Genomic DNA, 17,746 nt, shown 5'->3' on the forward strand with positions numbered 1-17,746 from the left:
TGATTGGCCACTTGAAAAATACAGGCATTCTGCATGCAGGCCAAATGACAGATCATGCAAAAAAAGCGGATACAGATTTCCGCTCAAAGTCTAAGCTATTGAAAATAAAGGAGTAAATTGCAATGTGAAAGCTGGCATGTCGGCTGCAATAGCTATTGCATCTTTCATCAACCCGTGAGGAATTGAAAATGACCGACATGAATAAAGAAGCGATCTCTGTGCTCAATGATCTGATCGAAACCAGCAAGGACGGTCAGGAAGGGTTCAAGACCTGCGCTGAAGACATCAAGCATCCGGAACTCAAAACGCTGTTCACCCAGCGTTCCGCCGATTGCGCGACTGCGGCTTCGGAACTGCAAGCGGCCGTACGTTCGCTGGGTGGCGATCCGGAAACCTCGACCAGCGTCAGCGGCGACCTGCATCGTCGTTGGGTCGATGTGAAAGCGATGTTCACCGGCAAGGATGAAGAGGCTGTGCTGAACGAAGCCGAACGCGGTGAAGACCACGCGCTGAAGGCTTACCGTGAAGCCATCGAGAAGATCAACAAACACAACCTGGTGGGCATTCGTGATCTGGTTGAACGTCAGTACCACGGCGTGCAACGTAACCACGATCAGGTCAAGGCCCTGCGTAACCAGGCTCGCGCACGTTCGTAATCCAAGCGTGTAACCAACTGTGGGAGCAAGCCTGCTGGCGAAAGCGGCCTCTCATTCAACAGCACTGTTGAATGACCTGGCGCCATCGCGAGCAGGCTCGCTCCCACTTTTTTTTGCGCTGAAAATCAGCCGATGCTGATCGCCGGCAGGGTCGGCAGCGTCACTGTCTGTTGCTTGCGCGGTGCGAGGATTTCCGCCTCGCCATCCACCACCAGTTCATCACGCTGATTGAACACGCGGGTGGCGATGCGCACGCGAAACTTTGGCAGCTTCTCGAGAATCTCCAGGCGCACCGTCAAGGTGTCGCCGATCTTCACCGGCTTCTGGAAGCTCATCTGCTGGCCGATGTAGATCGTCCCCGGGCCAGGCAACTCGCAGGCCACGGCCGCGCTGATCAAGGCGCCGCTGAACATGCCGTGGGCGATGCGCTCCTTGAACATGGTGGCGGCAGCGAACTCGGCGTCCAGGTGCACCGGGTTGTGGTCCCCGGACATCGCGGCGAACAATTGAATGTCACGCTCTTCGACCGTCTTGCTGTAGCTGGCGGTCTGCCCGACTTCGAGGGCTTCATAAGGAGTGTTGGTCACCTGGGTCATCGGTTTTGAATTCCTGTAACAAATAAAAAAACACAAAAAACAACTATTCGGATCTGGGCGGGCGGCGGTGGCTGAGGGCGTGGGCAATCCAGCCCAGTACATCGGCCGTCACTTCATCGCGATTGCACTCGTTGAACAGTTCGTGCCGGGCCTGCGGGTAAATCTTCAATTGCAGGTTCTGGCAGCCGGCGGCGCGCAGTGCGTCGGCCAGATCCTTCAGACGCTTGCCTTCACTCACCGGATCACATTCTCCGCCGATCACCAGCAATGGCAGGCCCGGATCGATCTGCGCGAGATTGGACGCTTTACTGATCTGCTGCAAGCCGCCGAGCAGGTCGATCCACAATTGGTTGGTGCAGCGAAAGCCGCAAAGCGGGTCGTTGGCGTACTTGTCGACTTCAGCGGGGTCGCGGCTGAGCCAGTCGAAGGGCGTTCGCGCCGGTTTGAATTTCTGGTTGAACGAACCGAACGACAACCATTCGATCAAGGCGCTGCGGCCTTTCGGCCCTTGGCGCAGGCGTTCGAGGCGAGCGATCTGGCGCGCCGCGCGATAAAGCGCCACGGGCTGGAAGTTCGAGCCGCTGAGTACCGCGCCGTGCAGGCTGGCGCTGTGGTGCAGCAGATAAGCCTGGGCGATGTAGCTGCCCATGCTGTGGCCAAGCAACACGATGGGCACCCCGGGGTGCTGTTGGCCGATGTGCTGGTTGAGGCTGGCCAGGTCGCCGACCACCTTGCACCAGCCATCGTCGTCGGCGAAGTGACCGAGGGTCCCGCCGTCGGCCGTTCTGCCATGCCCCCGCTGGTCCGGCGCATACACGCCGTAGCCCTGAGTACAACATTCCTGCGCCAGACGGGCATAACGAGCGCTGTGTTCTGCCATGCCATGGGCCAGCAGGATCACGGCTTTCAACGACGTGTCCGGCAACCACTGGTTGACGAACAGGCGGCTGCGGTCACTCGCGGTCAGCCAGAAGGTGTCGTGGATCATGGCGATTCCTTTGCATGGGCACGTTGCATTGTATAGCGCATCCTTCGCCCGCCGTCCGATCAGCCCACACCAAGGCACCAAGATTCATACGATCAATGTCGGTTGTTGCCATATTTGCCTGATTGGCCATAGCTGCTAGTGTCCGTGAAGCTCCGCTTTTTGCTTTCTGTTCCAAGGGATGGGAAAGCAAGGACACAAAAGCGGCCCCGGATAGGTTCAGGTAAAGAGGACAAGAACAATGCAACCTGATTTCTGGAATGACAAACGCCCGGCCGGCGTGCCCCTGGACATCGATCAAGGAGCCTACAAGTCGGTGATCGAGGTGTTCGAGCGTTCCTGCAAGAAATTTGCGGACCGCCCGGCCTTCAGCAACATGGGCGTGACCCTGACCTACGCCGAACTCGAACGCCAGAGCGCGGCGTTCGCCGGTTACCTGCAAGCCCACACCGACCTGGAGCCGGGGGATCGCATTGCGGTGCAGATGCCCAACGTCCTGCAATACCCGATTGCCGTGTTCGGTGCGATGCGCGCCGGGCTGATCGTAGTCAACACCAATCCGCTGTACACCGCACGGGAAATGCGCCACCAGTTCAAGGACTCCGGTGCCCGTGCGCTGGTCTACCTCAACATGTTCGGGCAGAAGGTCCAGGAAGTGCTGGCCGACACCGATCTGCAGTACCTGATCGAAGCGAAGATGGGCGACATGATGCCCGCCGCCAAAGGCTGGCTGGTCAACACCCTGGTGCGCAAGGTCAAGAAAATGGTTCCGGACTATCAGTTGCCCCAGGCCATTTCCTTCAAGAGCGCCCTGCGCCTGGGCCGTGGCCAGGGCATCAAGCCGCTGAACGTCGGCCTCGACGACATCGCCGTGCTGCAATACACCGGCGGCACCACCGGCCTGGCCAAGGGCGCAATGCTGACCCACGGCAACCTGGTGGCCAACATGCAACAGGCGCGGGGCTGCCTCGGGCAGTATGGCGACGATGGCCAGCCGCTGTTGCGCGAAGGGCAGGAGGTGATGATCGCGCCGCTGCCGCTGTACCACATCTATGCCTTCACGGCGAATTGCATGTGCATGATGGTGACCGGCAACCACAACGTGCTGATCACCAATCCACGGGACATCGGCGCTTTCATCAAGGAGCTGAAGAACTGGCGATTTTCGTGCCTGCTGGGGCTCAACACCCTGTTCGTCGCGCTGATGGACCATCCGGATTTCAAGACCCTGGATTTCTCCAGCCTCAAGCTGACCAACTCCGGTGGCACCGCGCTGGTCAAGGCCACCGCCGAGCGCTGGGAGCAACTGACCGGTTGCCGCATCACCGAAGGCTACGGCCTGACCGAAACCTCGCCGGTGGCGTGCACCAACCCCTACGGCGACAAGTCGCGGATCGGCACCGTCGGCCTGCCGGTGCCAGGCACCACGCTGAAAATCATCAACGATGAGGGCGTCGAGCAGCCGTTGGGCGAACGCGGCGAGCTGTGCATCAAGGGCCCGCAGATCATGAAGGGGTACTGGCAGAAGCCCGATGCCACCGCCGAGGTGCTGGACGCCGAGGGTTGGTTCAAGTCCGGCGATATCGGGGTGATCGACCCGGACGGTTTCGTGCGCATCGTCGATCGCAAGAAAGACATGATCATCGTCTCGGGTTTCAACGTGTACCCGAACGAAATCGAAGACGTGGTGATGGCCCACCCGAAAGTCGCCAATTGTGCGGTCATCGGGGTACCGGACGAGCGCTCCGGCGAGGCGGTGAAGCTGTTCGTGGTGGCGCGTGAGTCGGGCGTGAGCCTCGAAGAGCTGAAGGCTTACTGCAAGGAAAACTTCACGGCGTACAAGGTGCCCAAGCACATCGTGTTGCGCGAGTCGTTGCCCATGACGCCGGTGGGCAAGATTCTGCGGCGGGAGCTGCGGGATATTGCGTAAGCGATGAATGGACGCGTCGTTCCCACAGATCACGTCTCGTCTGTGGGAGCGAGCCTGCTCGCTATCTTGTTGTGAAGGCCCCGAATTTCGGGGCCTTCAGGGTTTTATAGGCTCTTTGCTCTAAAATGACCGCCTGTTATTCTTGAGTCACTAAAATGACTGTAGGGGCCACGTTTGGCTCTAGTCGGCCCTTGGCAAAGCTGCTAATCTCGGCGCGCTTTGTGACCTCCTGGCCTTCAAAAACGGCCGGATTCACCAACAATCAACACCAATAATAATCGCATCAAATGCGGTATTTGAATTCGCGTTGCTGAGGAGTGGGCTTGCATGATCGAAGACTTCTGGAAGGATAAGTACCCTGCCGGGATTGCTGCCGACATCAATCCGGACGAATACCCGAATATTCAGGCAGTGTTGAAGCAGTCCTGCCAACGCTTCGCCGACAAGCCGGCTTTCAGCAACCTGGGCAAGACAATCACCTACGGTGAACTGTACGAATTGTCCGGTGCCTTTGCCGCTTACCTGCAACAGCATACCGACTTGCAGCCGGGCGATCGAATCGCCGTGCAATTGCCCAACGTCCTGCAATACCCGGTCGCCGTGTTCGGGGCCATCCGCGCCGGGCTGATCGTGGTCAACACCAACCCGCTGTACACCGCGCGGGAGATGGAACACCAGTTCAACGATTCCGGTGCCAAGGCCCTGGTGTGCCTGGCCAACATGGCGCACCTGGCCGAGACGGTCGTGCCAAAGACCGGCGTCAAGCACGTCATTGTCACCGAAGTGGCCGACCTGCTGCCGCCGCTCAAGCGCCTGCTGATCAACAGCGTCATCAAGTACGTGAAGAAGATGGTCCCGGCGTATCACTTGCCCAAGGCCATCAAGTTCAATGACGTGCTGAGCAAGGGCCAGGGCCAGCCTGTGGCGGAAGCCAGCCCGGCCAGCGGTGACGTGGCGGTGCTGCAATACACCGGCGGCACCACGGGCGTGGCAAAGGGCGCGATGCTGACCCACCGCAACCTGGTGGCGAACATGCTGCAATGCAAGGCGCTGATGGGCTCCAACCTCAATGAAGGTTGCGAGATCCTGATCACGCCGCTGCCGCTGTACCACATCTATGCCTTCACCTTTCATTGCATGGCGATGATGCTGATCGGCAACCACAACATCCTCATCAGCAATCCGCGTGACCTGACCGCCATGGTCAAGGAACTGTCGAAGTGGAAGTTCAGCGGCTTTGTCGGCCTGAACACCCTGTTCGTCGCCCTGTGCAACAACGAAGGCTTCCGCAAGCTGGATTTCTCGGCGCTGAAAGTCACCCTGTCCGGCGGCATGGCCCTGCAACTGGCCGCCGCCGAACGCTGGAAAGCGGTCACCGGCTGCGCCATCTGCGAAGGTTACGGCATGACCGAAACCAGCCCGGTGGCCACGGTGAACCCGATCCAGAACATCCAGATCGGCACCATCGGCATTCCGGTGCCCTCGACCTTGTGCAAAGTCATCGACGATGCCGGCGTGGAACTGCCGTTGGGTGAAATTGGCGAGCTGTGCGTGAAAGGCCCGCAGGTGATGAAGGGCTACTGGCAGCGTCAGGAAGCCACCGATGAGATGCTCGACAGTGAAGGCTGGCTGAAGACCGGCGACATTGCGGTGATCCAGCCTGACGGCTACATGCGCATCGTCGATCGCAAGAAAGACATGATCCTGGTCTCCGGTTTCAACGTTTACCCCAACGAGCTCGAAGACGTGCTGGCGACCCTGCCGGGCGTGCTGCAATGCGCGGCCATCGGCGTACCGGACGAGAAATCGGGTGAGGCGATCAAGATCTTCATCGTCGCCAAGCCGGGCGTGACCCTGACCAAGGAGCAGGTGATGGAGCACATGCGGGCGAACGTCACTGGCTACAAGGTTCCGCGCTCGGTCGAGTTCCGCGATGCACTGCCGACCACCAACGTCGGCAAGATCCTGCGTCGAGAGTTGCGCGATGAAGAGCTGAAGAAGATCAACGCGAAGAAAGCCATCGCGTAATCCAACAAAAAGCCCCGCCGATGCGGGGCTTTTTGTTGGCCGTCCGGAAACCTCGGTGTCCTGTGGGCGCGCTCGCTCCCACAGGCCGGTTCTTATTGGCGAAACGGCGCGAAGTTGACGTTGGTCCCGGATGGGCGCATGTCCTGCAGGAATGAATCCTTGTCTGCGCTCAATTCCAGGCTCAGCGCTGCCTTGCGCTTGCCTTCGTTACGCACCACCAGCCCTTCCAGCTTCTCGCGCAGGAACACGGTCGGCACCTTCAGGTGCAGCAGTTCGTCGGTGGCCGGGGTGTGCATCAGCAGGTGAATCCATTCGTACTGACCCACGGCCAGGCGCGACACCGGAATATCGAACCACCAGATGTTGCGATTGCGGTTCAATTCGGTGAAGTGGCAGTTGTTGACGCCCAGCACAGCTCCGCCAAGTTCCTGGTTTCTGCGGGCAATGGCCTGCTTTTTATCGAGTTTCATAACATTCCTACGGGGTTGGATCTTCAGCGCCATGGCCTGAATACGTTGCGCATTCTCGGGGGTTGGCCGGCAAACATAAAGCCCAACCTGCAGCCGGCGATCAAATGTCGTTGGGCAAAATAAATGAAACTCTGCACAAACCCCTCCGGTCAATCCTTGTGTAACGACTCAATGCGTTCAATTGTTCACAGGAGAACTACCATGGGCAGCACTGGCGATAAAGTAAAAGGCATGGCCAACGAAGCCGTCGGCAACGTCAAGCAAGGCGTTGGCAAGGCTACCGGCAACGACAAGATGCGCGCCGAGGGCGTGGTGCAGGAAAAGAAAGGCGAAGCGCAGCAAGCGGTCGGCAAAGCCAAGGATGCGGTGAAAAAAGGTGTCGACAAGGCGTGATCCAGCCTTTGACGCACGACCGAAACGGCCATCCGCGGATGGCCGTTTTTGCGTCGGCCTTTACTTGAACAAGATCAAAATCGCCAAGTAGGCTAATTTGATGGTAGAAAACGGCCCCTGAGTCGCCACGACTTCAAGCGATTTGCGGCGAAAGGAGACGCTCATGATTTTCCCCGACATGAAAGGCTTGCCCCTCCACCGAGTGATGGTGCGCACGATCAAGGAGTTCGTCGACGACGAGATGTCGACCTACGCCTCGGCGCTGGCCTATCAAATGCTGTTTTCGCTGTTTCCCTTCATCCTGTTCCTGATCGCCCTGATCGGTTTCCTGCACCTGCCGGACTTTTTCTCGTGGCTGCGCCTGCAATCGGAACTGGTCCTGCCGCCCCAGGCACTGGAACAGGTGAACCCGGTGATCGACCAGCTCCAGCAATCCAAGGGTGGCTTGCTCTCGGTCGGTATCGTCATTGCGCTGTACACGGCCTCGGCCGGCGTGCGCCTGATGATGAGCGCGATGAACGCCGCCTACGATGTGGTGGAAGGTCGTCCGCTGTGGAAGCGTTTTCCCCTGTCGATCTTCTACACCATCGGTATCGCCGGCATGTTGCTGGTCGCCGCTGCGTTGATGGTGCTCGGGCCGCAGGTGATGGGCTGGATTGCCGCGCAGGTCGGGCTGGAAGACTTCATCGTCACGGTCTGGACCGTTGCCCGCTGGCCGGTGATCGTGGTGCTGATGATGATCGCTGTCGCGCTGATCTATTACGTCATGCCGGACGTGCGCCAGGAGTTTCGCTTCATCACCCCGGGGTCGGTGCTGGCGGTGGTGGTATGGATCATCGCGTCCCTGGGATTCGCGTTCTACGTCAAGACCTTCGCCAACTACAACGCCATGTATGGCAGTATCGGTGCGATCATCGTGCTGTTGCTGTATTTCTATATTTCCTCGGCGGTGTTGTTGCTCGGCGCGGAGATGAATGCGGTGATCGAGCACATGTCCAGCGAAGGCAAGGACCCTGGCGAAAAGGTCCCCGGCGAGCTCGACGAAACCCCCAAACAACACGTTTCGGGACTGGGTCGGGACCACTCGATCAAACCGAACACTGACGAAGCCATCCAATGATCCGTGAAATCCTGAAAATGGGCGACGAGCGCCTGCTGCGCATCGCGCCACCGGTCCCGGCGCAGATGTTCGACAGCCCGGAACTGTGGCAACTGATCGACGACATGTTCCAGACCATGGAAAGCGTTGGCGGGGTCGGCCTGGCCGCACCGCAGATCGGCGTCGACCTGCAACTGGTGATCTTCGGTTTCGAGCACAGCGAACGCTACCCCGATGCCGAGGCCGTGCCGCAGACCATCCTGATCAACCCGCTGATCACCCCGTTGAGCCCGGTGATGGAGGAGGGGTTCGAAGGTTGCCTGTCGGTGCCCGGCCTGCGGGGCGCGGTGGACCGTTACCAGCAGATCCGTTATGAAGGTTTCGACCCCAAGGGCGAACCGATCGTGCGCATCGCCGAAGGCTTTCATGCGCGGGTGGTGCAGCACGAATGCGATCACCTGATCGGCCGGTTGTACCCGTCGCGGATCACCGATTTCAGCAAGTTCGGCTTTACCGAAGTGATGTTTCCCGATCTCGATCCCAACGCTGACGATTGATCCAGGTCCTTGTGGGAGTGAGCCCGCGCGCTCTCACAAAGGGCTCTTCAAGCCTTCCCGAACGGCTCCAACCCCATCGCAATCATCGGCTTGCTGCGTGCGTAACGACTAAGCCGTTCGACCATCGCGTAAGGCATCTGCGGGTCGAACCCGAAGCCGCAACGCTCGTAGAAACCGCGCAGGTCCGGATGACAGAACAACCACACCGGTTGTTCGAGGCCTTCGACCGCTGCGCCGATCAGCGCCGCCGCCACCCCTTGGTTGCGGCAGCTCGGGTCGATGAACAATCCCGTCAACCAATGTCCCCCCGACACCGGTCGCAGGCACAGCGCACCGATGATCTGCTCGCGCCGGGCGACCCAGAGGCGAGCCTCGCGGACCGCTTTCATCGACGATTGGTGGGCGCGATAAAACTTGTTCATCAACGGCCATGACGGCTCGTCGAGCTGGGTGTACCGGGTTTCGGGCATGGCGCGGATCTGTCGCTGGGCAAGGCCGGCAATTATAAAAGAACGCGTGGCCGGGGATAGGTGTATACCTGATCGTACATCCCGTATGAGTGGAGTCAGTATCATGGCCAAAGGCATGGATTCAAAAAAAGCGGCAAAGAAGAAACCGGCAAAGACCGCCGATGAAAAGCGTGCGGACAAGAAGGCCAAGAAGGTGGACGTGTTCGGTCACTGACGCCACACGCAGGAAGATCATTCCCGCGCAGGGTGTGGGAATGATCGCCGCCGCTTCGCAAAAAATAATCTGCAAGATTTCCAGGCGCTGTTGCACAGAAGGGGACTGGTCCCTGATCCGAGCAACGCCATGCCCCATTACTTCGATAGTGCCCATCGAGAAGAAATCGAAACCCTGCGCCAACGCCTGACGGCTCGCACCGAGTGGCCGACCTGGTTGCTGCTTGTCGCCGTGTACGTCGGCTGGTTCAGCCTGGTGCTGGGCAGCGCCCGATTGGGGCTTGGGTGGAGCACGCTGGCATTGATCGTGCTGCTGGTGCTCTGGTTATCGGTGCAGCACGAATTGCTGCATGGCCATCCGACCCGCTGGACCACGCTGAACAAAATCCTCGGCTATGCGCCGTTCGCCGTCTGGTATCCCTACACCCTGTATCGCGACAGCCACTTGCGGCATCACCGCGACGAAGACCTGACGCTACCCGGCATCGATCCTGAAAGCCGTTATCTGAGTGCGCGGCAATGGCAGGACCGTTCACTGTACGAGCAGAGCCTGCACTGGTTGAACAAAACCGTGCTCGGTCGCTTCCTCCTGGGTGCGCCCCTGGCGCTGCTGGGGCTGGCGCGGGAAGAGCTGCAACGGCTGCAGGCCGGTGAGCGTCAGGCCTGGTTGATGTGGCTGAGCCACGGCACGCTGACCCTGTTGATGTTGCTGTTCATCGCCCGCTACAGCGTGTTGCCGGTGTGGCATTACCTGTTGCTGATCAGTGTGCCGGCGCTGTCGATTGCGATGATCCGTTCCTATTACGAGCATCGTCCCCACGCGCAACCCGAGCAGCGCACGGTACTTAACGAAGCGGCCTGGCCATGGCGCTGGCTGTTCCTCAACCTCAATTTCCATCTGGTGCATCACGACCTGCCGGGCCTGCCCTGGTACGACCTGCCCCGGGTCTACCACGCGCGCCGCGAACAATGGCTGGCGCGCAGCGGCGGGTTTCTGGTGCGCGGTTATGGCCAGTTGTGGCGCGAGAATGGGATAAAGGCGATCGACAGCCCACGACATCCATTCCACTGATTCCAGTCAGTACTCCCACCGTTCAATGGTGTGCAGGGACGATTTTCCGATGACCCGACAGATTGCCGAATTACTCATGTACGTCGCCCCCGAACCCATCCAGCAGGCCAACGAGCGCTGGTTGGCGCGGATTCTCGAGCGCCTGGGCAGCACGCGCCGTGGCGCTGGCGGGTTGCCGCTGCTTGAGCTGTGGCGGGCGCCGGAGCTGTTACTGACGCAAACCTGCGGCTACCCGTTGATGACGGCCTTGCGCGGTCAGGTGCGGGTGGTCGGCCGACCCCGCTATGAGCTGCCGGAGGCCAGTGGCGGCAATCATTGCAGCCTGTTGTTGAGCCGCGCCGATGATCCTCGCCGGACGTTGCCTGACTTCTTCAACAGTCGCGGCGTGATCAACGGCGAAGACTCCAACAGTGGGATGAACCTGTTGCGTCAGCGCTTGGCGCCGCTGCACCGCGACGGGCAGTTCTTCACCCATGTCGGCATCAGCGGCAGCCATCGCGAGAGCCTGCGCTGGCTGCGCGACGATCTGGCCGACCTCGCCGCCATCGACAGCGTGACCTTCGCCTACCTGGCGCGGCACGCCGAGCAGGAAGTGAGGGGGCTGCGCGTGGTGGAGCGCAGTGCGTCGAGCCCGACCTTGCCGTACATCACCGCCGTGACGGCCAGTGACGAGCAGGTCACGGCGTTGCGCAGGGTCATGAACGAGACATTGGGCGAGTTGCCTGAGGTCGCCGAAGTACTCGGTTTAAGCGAGGTGTTGCCGGCCGGCGAGGAGGATTATCAGGTGCTGCTCGATTATCAGCGAGAGGCGCAGGGCTTGGGGTATGGGCGGGTGCGGTGAGCGGGAGAACCAGTGGCGTCGGCGCCATTGCCATCGTGAGCAGGCTCGCTCCCACAGTTCCCTGGATTCCTGCTCGCGATGTTGTGCATAAATTCCTTTATCGAATATAAAAATGAATTTTAAGTATTATTAATGAATAAGGCTCCTTGCTAGGATTCGCCTCACCGGGCCACCGGACATTCAGCGACCCTAACCCCTGGAGCCTCTATGTCCGGCACCGACCATCGTCACGCCGTGGGCGGATTGTTCCGCGCCCATTACCCCTGGTTGTGCGCCCGCCTGCGTCAGCAGTTGGGTACTCATTCCAGCGTCGAAGACATCGCCGCGGAAACCTTTGCGCAACTGCTCGAATCGCCCGGCCTGGCGCCGATTCGCGAGCCCCGTGCCTTGCTCACCACCATCGCCCAGCGGTTGATTTATCAGCTCTGGCGGCGCCGTGATCTGGAGCGCCGGCACCGCGAACACCTGCAACACTTCGATCCGCCAGCCGTGACCTCGCCCGAGGTTCTGCTGCAACTGAGCGAAACCCTGCAGGGCCTCGACCGCACCCTGGAGCGACTGCCAGGCAAGGTCCGGGCGACGTTCCTGCTGTCGCGGATCGATGGCCTGACGTACCCGCAGATCGCGGCCGAGCTGGGCATTTCCCAACGCTCGGTCAGCGTCTACATGACCCGCTCCCTCGCGTTATGCGCCCCGCACAGCGCCAATGAACCCTTGCATCAGAGGTCCGCATGAAATCGATCAAAAGTCTGCTCGGCGGTTCGCTGCTGGCCCTGAGCCTGGTGGCCAGCCATGTCCCCGCCGCCGAAAAAACCGCGCCGATCCACTTCGGTGACATCACCTGGGAAAGCGGCAGCCTGATTACCGAAGTCCTGCGGCTGATCGTCGAAAAAGGCTACGGTTACCCGACCGACACCTTGCCCGGCAGCACCGTCAGCCTCGAAGCCGCCCTGGCCAAAAATGACATCCAGGTGATCGGTGAAGAATGGGCCGGGCGCAGCCCTGCCTGGGTCAAGGCCGCCGCCGAAGGCAAAGTGTTTGGCTTGGGCGACACCGTCAAAGGAGCCACCGAGGGGTGGTGGGTGCCGGAATACGTGATCAAGGGCGACCCTGAACGCGGTCTCAAACCGCTGGCGCCGGAGCTGAAGTCGGTGGCCGATCTGGCGCGCTACAAGGATGTGTTCCGCGACCCCGAGGACCCGAGCCGGGGACGCTTCCTCAACAGCCCGACCGGCTGGACGTCGGAGATCGTCAACAGCCAGAAGCTCAAGGCCTACGACCTGACCACCAGCTTCGTCAACTTCCGTACCGGCTCCGGGGCGGCGCTGGATGCCGAAGTGGCGTCGTCGATTCGTCGCGGCAAACCGGTGTTGTTCTACTACTGGTCGCCGACGCCTTTGCTGGGACGGTACAAACTGGTGAAACTCGAGGAGCCGCCGTTTGACGCCGACGCCTGGAAAACCCTGTCCGATGCCAATCATCCAAACCCCAAGGGCACACGCTCGATGCCGGCGAGCCTGGCCATTGGCGTGTCCGCACCGTTCAAGGCGCAGTATCCGGACCTGGTGGCGTTGTTCGAGAAAGTCGATTTCCCCATCGACCTGCTGAACCAGACCCTGGCGCAGATGGCCGAGAAACGCCAGCCACCGCGCCAGGTTGCGCAGGCGTTTTTGCGTGATCAGCCGCAGGTGTGGAAGGGCTGGGTGCCGGGGGAGGTGGCTGAAAAAGTCAGTTCCAGCCTGTAGATAAAGAAGCCGGTTATCGCCAACAGGCTCGCTCCCACGATGGAATGCGTTTCCGGTGGGAGCAACTGTTTTCCCCATGCCACCCGTCACCGCCATTCGGTTCCGTCCCGCAACATGGCATTCAGCCTGTTCAGTAAAACTCGCATGCAAGCGATGAGCGCGACTTTGCGGCCATTGCCCAGGCAAGCCACCCTCGGCAGCGGTGCAGGCACTCCTGGCGATGCTGGCTGATCATTAAGCCCCCACGTGCTGAATCGTTTTTGTCCTCAATACTGGCCGACTAGTGGCCTTGCAGGCCGTAAGCGGCTGGCTATGCTGATTCGTAACTAACTATGTCGGACGGATGTCCGGCTGCTGGCTCGAGAGTGCGCGAGACAAGGCACCGATAACGAGCGACCGGGAGCTTTGCGTGAAAGGGAATTGCTTGTGAATACATCAGGGTTGGCCCGGTCCCGGGCTATCAAGAGACGGATGTCTTGATAAGAGCGTTGCCACATGGACTCTCCGATTCAACATCATTGATCACCTGAACAGCCCCTCGTGTGGAGGGGCGCGTGTGCCTGTTCCTTGGAACGTTGTGGTGGATACGTTGAAAGACCGCAGAACTTTCATCAATCAAAGAACCGCGCTTAGGGTGATATGACATGTTTAACCTTCATCACAAGGCTGACCTGCTGGAAATCGAACGCTTCAGCTGCGCGCTGAGCGAGGCCAACGCCAAACTGGCCGCGATCTGTCGTTCGATGGCGATGATTGAATTCACGCCGGACGGTTTCGTCCTCGATGCCAACGAAAATTTCTGCGCGGCCATGGGCTACAGCGTCGAAGAAGTGCGAGGCAAGCATCACCGGATTTTCTGTGAAGAGGCGTTTTACCGCAGTGAAGAGTACGCCCGCTTGTGGCGTGACCTGGCCCGTGGCGAACCGGTCAGCGGCACGTTTCCACGTCTGGACAAAAACGGCAGGGAGGTGTGGCTCGAAGCCAGTTACATGCCGGTGTTCGGCCCTGACCGCCAGGTAAAGAGCGTGATCAAGGTGGCCAGCGACATCTCTGACAGGGTGCACGAGGAGCACGAAAATAAAAGCATGCTCGAGGCCATCGGCCGTTCCATGGCGGTGATCGAATTCACCCCCGAAGGTCGGGTGATCACCGCCAATGACAACTTCCTGCAGGCCACGCACTACTCGCTCAACGAAATCGTCGGTCAGCATCACAGCTTGTTTTGCCACCGTGCCGAAGCCGAATCCCCGGGCTACAGGGCGTTCTGGGCTTCGCTCAATCGCGGCGAATTTCATTCCCACCGCTTCGAGCGCAAGGATAAACACGGCCGTACCATTTTTCTTGAAGCGTCCTACAACCCGTTGTTCGACACCAAGGGGCGGCTGTACAAAGTGGTGAAGTTCGCCAGCGACATCACTCGGCAGATGACCACCCTGCAAACTGCCGCCGAATCGGCCCACAGCACTTCGGTGCAGAACGACGCCTGCGCGCAGAAAGGCTCTCAGGTGGTGCAGCAGACGGTGCAGATCATCCAGGACATTTCCCGGGACTTGAACGAGGCCGCGCTGAGCATCGATGCGGTCAGCAAACAGTCCGACATCATCGGCACCATCGTCCAGACCATTCGTGGCATTGCCGACCAGACCAACCTGCTGGCGCTCAACGCCGCCATCGAAGCGGCACGCGCCGGGGAGCATGGACGAGGGTTCGCGGTGGTCGCCGATGAAGTGCGCAGCCTCGCGGCTCGCACGAGTCAGGCGACCGTGGAAATCGTTGATGTGGTGCGCCGCAACCACGACCTGTCGGTGAGTGCGGTGACCAGCATGCAATCGAGTTTGAGCCGAACCGGGCTGGGCGTAGAACTGGCGAACGAGGCGGGGGAGGTGATTCTGGAGATTCAGCAGGGCTCGCGGCATGTGGTGGACGCGATCAGCCAGTTCAATTCAACGCTGCAATTGAACTGACGGATACCTGTGGGAGCGAGCCCGCTCGCGATGGCCGTCAACGATAACGCGGGCTGTCTGAATGCCCGGGTTGCCTGGGCGGCCATCGCGAGCAGGCGCGCTCCCGCAGGTGCAGGCTTACAGCGACGCCAGGAACTTGTCGACCACAGCGGCCTTTTCCGGATCGCCGCTCTGTTGGGCTTCTTCCGTCTTGGCAATGGCTGCCTTGTCTTGCATGCGCTTGGCAATTTCCTCACCGATGGCCTGTTGCTTCTCCGGCGGCATCTGGTCGACCTCTTCCTGGGTCAGGCCCATCTCTTCCAGAATCGCATCACGGATGCGCTGTTCCGGGCTCTTGGCCATCCAGTCCTTGAAGTCCTGGGTAGCGCTGCCGGACGTGCCGATGCGCTCCTTCGTGCCCTCGGGCAGTGGTGCATAGGTCGTTTGCAGTTCCACGCGGGTTTTGGCGAACGCTTCGTCGATGTTGTCGCTGATTTTGTTCGCGGCGTTGACCTGCTCGGTGCTCTGTTTGGAGACAGCGGCCTGAACGTTGCCCGCCTCCTTGCTGTTCTGCAGCTGGATGTTGTTCTGCACGTTCTGCATCAAGGCAGCTTGCAGGCCGCCCTGAAGGCCCGCGGCGGCTTCCGCGTTGGGCTCTTCGCCGGGTTTCTTCAGGACGAGCGGCGTCACTAGATTGGGTTTTGCACTGACCAACATGATGAGTAGACCTTGTAGGTGGTTGCGGTACAGTGCCGAGAGCAATTAGTGTGCCTAAGGTATAAAAGTCATTAATTACAATAACTTACACTGTATCGTCGGCTAAACAATCCAAGGTCGAGCGGTCAGCTTTTGCCGCCGGGCGGCAGCGGCCGTCCGATCAGGGCAGGCCGTTGCAGACGTGTTTGAGGAAGCCGGGGCGTTGCGCCAGCCTCTGGAAATATTCATCGATGGCGGAGAAGTCGGGCCGTTCCATCGGTGTCATCAGCCAGCGGTTGATCGACAGCCCGATGACAATGTCCGCCAGGGTGAAGCGAGGGCCGGCGACATAGGCCCGGGTCGTGGCGAGCTGGTGTTCGAGGATGGCCATTTTCTGGTTCCAGTCGCGCAGGCCGTGGGCAATGCGCTGCGGCTCCTGGAATTCCGGGTCCTTGCGCACCAGGGCGGTGAACGCATAGCGCCAGGACGCGTTGAGATCGGTGGCCTGCCAGTCCATCCATTGCTCGACCCGTGCCCGAGCCGCCGGTTCGTGGGGCAGCAGGTCGGTGTTTTGCTGTCTGCCGGCCAGGTAGCGGCAGATGGTGTTGGACTCCCACAGCACGCCGGCCTCGTCGATGATCACCGGCACCTGGGCGTTGGGGTTCAGGCGCAGGAATTCCGGGCTGTGGGTCGAGGAAAAACCGCTGCCCCAGTCTTCGCGCGTGTAGTCGATGTTCAGTTCGTCACAGGTCCACAGGACCTTCCTGACGTTGATGGACGACGCTTTGCCAAGAATTTTCAGGACCTGTTCCATTGAGCCACTCCTTCAGCGATTCGATGCTTCAGGACGCCGAGGCACCCCTTCAAGGTTAGTTGAAAAGCGTCGCCTGAACGTCTGCCAGGGTCAGGTGCTTTCGCGCACCTTCAATTCGAAGCCCATGTCCTGCACCGGCCTGGCCACGGTGTTACCCGCCATCAGGGTCAGCATCTGCTCCGCAGCGCGCCGGCCAATGGCCTCGCGCGGGGTGTTGATGCTGCTCAGGCGCGGCACCATGTGCGCCGACATCGGCAGGTCGTTGAAGCCGAGGATCGCCACCTGCTCGGGGATCTTGATGCCGCAGCGCATCGCTTCCAGCAGCGCGCCCTGCGCCAGGTCGTCGTTGCCGAAGAAGATCGCATCGACATCCGGGTGACTGGCGATCAATTGCAGGAACAGCTCGCCGCCCAGGCCAACGGAGGAGGGGCGCGGGGTCAGCACTTCCAGGTCCGGGTCATAGCGACCGGCACTCTGCAATGCTTTGCGAAACCCTTCGCCACGCAACAGGGTGCGTTGATCCAGTTGCGCGCCGATGTAGGCCAGGCGCTTGCGCCCGCGTGACAGCAGGTGCTGCGCCGCCGTTTCGCCGGCCGCCAGTTGCGAGAAACCGACGCAGTTGAGCCCGGCCGCGCTGTCCAGCTCCATCATGTAGACGCAGGGAATATTGCTCGCTTCGATCATCCGTCGCGAGCTTTCGGTGCGGTCGAACCCGGTCAGCAGCAGGCCGCGAGGCTGATAGGCCATGTAGTTGCGCAGCAGGTTTTCTTCTTCATCGCGCGAGTAATGGAAGTTGCCGATCAGCACTTCGAAGCCCTTGGGGCGTAAAACCTGATGAATGGCTTCCAGTGTGTCGATGAACAGCAGGTTGGACAGCGACGGCACCAGGACCACGACCGAATGGCTCTGGGCCGAGGCCAGGGCGCGGGCGGCGGGGTTGACCACGTAGTTGAGTTCGAGCGCGGCTCGCTGCACCTTTTCCACCAGTTCGGTGGCCACCGTGCTGACCCCGCGCAAGGCGCGGGAGGCGGTAATCGGGCTGACGCCGGCCAGGCGGGCGACTTCATTGAGGGTCGGACGGCCAGTGGTTCGGGTATTTTTATCGTTTTTAGGGGCGGTCATCGGGCGGCTTGCCAAACAAAATTCAAGGCACTAAGGTAGCGCTGTCCCGAAGCAGCTGCAAATGCGTAAGCGAGTTTGACCTGAACCTCGCTTTTCGGCGTTGGGACCGAATTAGC

At 60.3% G+C, this 17,746-nt stretch carries 17 protein-coding genes and 2 pseudogenes; 12 read left to right on the forward strand and 7 right to left on the reverse strand.

Annotation, left to right across the window (positions count from 1 at the left end):
* The first annotated feature begins 188 nt into the window (after positions 1-188).
* Positions 189-656 carry a ferritin-like domain-containing protein gene (locus IB249_RS14110; protein WP_192305648.1) on the forward strand — a complete coding sequence of 156 codons (468 nt, stop codon included), beginning with the start codon at positions 189-191 and terminating at the stop codon, positions 654-656.
* A 125-nt stretch (positions 657-781) separates the two neighbouring features.
* On the opposite strand, the gene IB249_RS14115 is transcribed toward IB249_RS14110, so the two are convergent.
* Complete coding sequence (locus IB249_RS14115) at positions 782-1,252, reverse strand: MaoC family dehydratase (RefSeq protein WP_020295762.1); 471 nt, start codon at positions 1,250-1,252, stop codon at positions 782-784.
* 43 nt (positions 1,253-1,295) lie between these two features.
* Positions 1,296-2,240 (reverse strand): alpha/beta hydrolase, encoded by a 945-nt coding sequence (locus tag IB249_RS14120; protein ID WP_192305650.1) that lies wholly within the window; start codon positions 2,238-2,240, stop codon positions 1,296-1,298.
* Positions 2,241-2,478: 238 nt separating this feature from the next.
* Between IB249_RS14120 and fadD2 the strand changes: the two genes are divergently transcribed.
* Both fadD2 and fadD1 read left to right on the forward strand, forming a co-directional pair.
* Entirely contained in the window at positions 2,479-4,167 is a 1,689-nt protein-coding gene (fadD2, locus tag IB249_RS14125; protein WP_192305652.1) for a long-chain-fatty-acid--CoA ligase FadD2, read from the forward strand.
* Between the two features lie 327 nt (positions 4,168-4,494).
* Complete coding sequence (fadD1, locus tag IB249_RS14130) at positions 4,495-6,195, forward strand: long-chain-fatty-acid--CoA ligase FadD1 (RefSeq protein WP_192305654.1); 1,701 nt, start codon at positions 4,495-4,497, stop codon at positions 6,193-6,195.
* Positions 6,196-6,287: 92 nt separating this feature from the next.
* On the opposite strand, the gene IB249_RS14135 is transcribed toward fadD1, so the two are convergent.
* A complete protein-coding gene (locus IB249_RS14135; protein WP_192305656.1) occupies positions 6,288-6,665 on the reverse strand; it encodes a hypothetical protein in 378 nt (125 codons plus the stop codon).
* Between the two features lie 201 nt (positions 6,666-6,866).
* On the opposite strand from IB249_RS14135, the gene IB249_RS14140 reads away from it, so the two are divergent.
* The 3 genes from IB249_RS14140 to def all read left to right on the forward strand — a co-directional run bounded on the left by IB249_RS14140 (position 6,867) and on the right by def (position 8,714).
* Entirely contained in the window at positions 6,867-7,058 is a 192-nt protein-coding gene (locus tag IB249_RS14140) for a CsbD family protein (protein WP_075945392.1), read from the forward strand.
* Between the two features lie 163 nt (positions 7,059-7,221).
* The gene (locus tag IB249_RS14145) at positions 7,222-8,178 is read left to right on the forward strand and encodes a YihY/virulence factor BrkB family protein (RefSeq protein WP_192305658.1); all 957 of its coding nucleotides are present in this window, start codon (positions 7,222-7,224) and stop codon (positions 8,176-8,178) included.
* The gene (def, locus tag IB249_RS14150) at positions 8,175-8,714 is read left to right on the forward strand and encodes a peptide deformylase (protein ID WP_192305660.1); all 540 of its coding nucleotides are present in this window, start codon (positions 8,175-8,177) and stop codon (positions 8,712-8,714) included. The genes IB249_RS14145 and def overlap by 4 nt, the downstream gene beginning before the upstream one ends.
* 47 nt (positions 8,715-8,761) lie before the next feature.
* Here the strand turns inward: def and IB249_RS14155 are convergent, their stop codons facing one another.
* Positions 8,762-9,184, reverse strand: coding sequence for a GNAT family N-acetyltransferase (locus IB249_RS14155; protein WP_192305662.1), 423 nt, complete (start codon positions 9,182-9,184; stop codon positions 8,762-8,764).
* A gap of 343 nt (positions 9,185-9,527) precedes the next feature.
* Between IB249_RS14155 and IB249_RS14160 the strand changes: the two genes are divergently transcribed.
* The 6 genes and pseudogenes from IB249_RS14160 to IB249_RS30190 form a co-directional block, all read left to right on the forward strand.
* On the forward strand, positions 9,528-10,469 hold the full coding sequence (locus IB249_RS14160) for a fatty acid desaturase (RefSeq protein WP_192305664.1): 942 nt from the start codon (positions 9,528-9,530) through the stop codon (positions 10,467-10,469).
* A gap of 49 nt (positions 10,470-10,518) precedes the next feature.
* Positions 10,519-11,310: a phosphate/phosphite/phosphonate ABC transporter substrate-binding protein gene (locus IB249_RS14165; protein WP_192305666.1), complete on the forward strand. Its 792-nt coding sequence runs from the start codon at positions 10,519-10,521 to the stop codon at positions 11,308-11,310.
* A gap of 207 nt (positions 11,311-11,517) precedes the next feature.
* A complete protein-coding gene (locus tag IB249_RS14170; RefSeq protein WP_192305668.1) occupies positions 11,518-12,045 on the forward strand; it encodes a sigma-70 family RNA polymerase sigma factor in 528 nt (175 codons plus the stop codon).
* Positions 12,042-13,055 carry an ABC transporter substrate-binding protein gene (locus tag IB249_RS14175; RefSeq protein WP_192305670.1) on the forward strand — a complete coding sequence of 338 codons (1,014 nt, stop codon included), beginning with the start codon at positions 12,042-12,044 and terminating at the stop codon, positions 13,053-13,055. The genes IB249_RS14170 and IB249_RS14175 overlap by 4 nt, the downstream gene beginning before the upstream one ends.
* Positions 13,056-13,699: 644 nt before the next feature.
* A pseudogene (locus IB249_RS30185) lies at positions 13,700-14,470 on the forward strand (PAS domain-containing protein); the annotation flags it as partial.
* Between the two features lie 117 nt (positions 14,471-14,587).
* Positions 14,588-15,019, forward strand: a pseudogene (locus IB249_RS30190) (methyl-accepting chemotaxis protein); the annotation flags it as partial.
* Positions 15,020-15,136: 117 nt separating this feature from the next.
* Here IB249_RS30190 and IB249_RS14185 read toward each other — a convergent pair.
* From IB249_RS14185 to IB249_RS14195, 3 genes are all read right to left on the reverse strand, one after another.
* On the reverse strand, positions 15,137-15,715 hold the full coding sequence (locus IB249_RS14185) for a hypothetical protein (protein ID WP_192305674.1): 579 nt from the start codon (positions 15,713-15,715) through the stop codon (positions 15,137-15,139).
* Between the two features lie 160 nt (positions 15,716-15,875).
* Positions 15,876-16,508, reverse strand: coding sequence for a glutathione S-transferase family protein (locus IB249_RS14190; RefSeq protein WP_192305676.1), 633 nt, complete (start codon positions 16,506-16,508; stop codon positions 15,876-15,878).
* A gap of 90 nt (positions 16,509-16,598) precedes the next feature.
* Entirely contained in the window at positions 16,599-17,630 is a 1,032-nt protein-coding gene (locus tag IB249_RS14195) for a LacI family DNA-binding transcriptional regulator (RefSeq protein WP_192305678.1), read from the reverse strand.
* Between the last annotated feature and the right edge of the window lie 116 nt (positions 17,631-17,746).

This window comes from Pseudomonas sp. PDM04, from assembly GCF_014851765.1.
Classification (GTDB): Bacteria; Pseudomonadota; Gammaproteobacteria; order Pseudomonadales; family Pseudomonadaceae; genus Aquipseudomonas.

Coding starts and splice junctions, on each gene's coding strand:
- IB249_RS14195 (WP_192305678.1), bottom strand. CDS start 17,630: ATGACCGCCCCTAAAAACGATAAAAATACCCGAACCACTGGCCGTCCG.
- def (WP_192305660.1), top strand. CDS start 8,175: ATGATCCGTGAAATCCTGAAAATGGGCGACGAGCGCCTGCTGCGCATC.
- IB249_RS14170 (WP_192305668.1), top strand. CDS start 11,518: ATGTCCGGCACCGACCATCGTCACGCCGTGGGCGGATTGTTCCGCGCC.
- IB249_RS14190 (WP_192305676.1), bottom strand. CDS start 16,508: ATGGAACAGGTCCTGAAAATTCTTGGCAAAGCGTCGTCCATCAACGTC.
- IB249_RS14175 (WP_192305670.1), top strand. CDS start 12,042: ATGAAATCGATCAAAAGTCTGCTCGGCGGTTCGCTGCTGGCCCTGAGC.
- IB249_RS14145 (WP_192305658.1), top strand. CDS start 7,222: ATGATTTTCCCCGACATGAAAGGCTTGCCCCTCCACCGAGTGATGGTG.
- IB249_RS14165 (WP_192305666.1), top strand. CDS start 10,519: ATGACCCGACAGATTGCCGAATTACTCATGTACGTCGCCCCCGAACCC.
- fadD1 (WP_192305654.1), top strand. CDS start 4,495: ATGATCGAAGACTTCTGGAAGGATAAGTACCCTGCCGGGATTGCTGCC.
- IB249_RS14115 (WP_020295762.1), bottom strand. CDS start 1,252: ATGACCCAGGTGACCAACACTCCTTATGAAGCCCTCGAAGTCGGGCAG.
- IB249_RS14120 (WP_192305650.1), bottom strand. CDS start 2,240: ATGATCCACGACACCTTCTGGCTGACCGCGAGTGACCGCAGCCGCCTG.
- fadD2 (WP_192305652.1), top strand. CDS start 2,479: ATGCAACCTGATTTCTGGAATGACAAACGCCCGGCCGGCGTGCCCCTG.
- IB249_RS14140 (WP_075945392.1), top strand. CDS start 6,867: ATGGGCAGCACTGGCGATAAAGTAAAAGGCATGGCCAACGAAGCCGTC.
- IB249_RS14155 (WP_192305662.1), bottom strand. CDS start 9,184: ATGCCCGAAACCCGGTACACCCAGCTCGACGAGCCGTCATGGCCGTTG.
- IB249_RS14160 (WP_192305664.1), top strand. CDS start 9,528: ATGCCCCATTACTTCGATAGTGCCCATCGAGAAGAAATCGAAACCCTG.
- IB249_RS14185 (WP_192305674.1), bottom strand. CDS start 15,715: ATGTTGGTCAGTGCAAAACCCAATCTAGTGACGCCGCTCGTCCTGAAG.
- IB249_RS14110 (WP_192305648.1), top strand. CDS start 189: ATGACCGACATGAATAAAGAAGCGATCTCTGTGCTCAATGATCTGATC.
- IB249_RS14135 (WP_192305656.1), bottom strand. CDS start 6,665: ATGAAACTCGATAAAAAGCAGGCCATTGCCCGCAGAAACCAGGAACTT.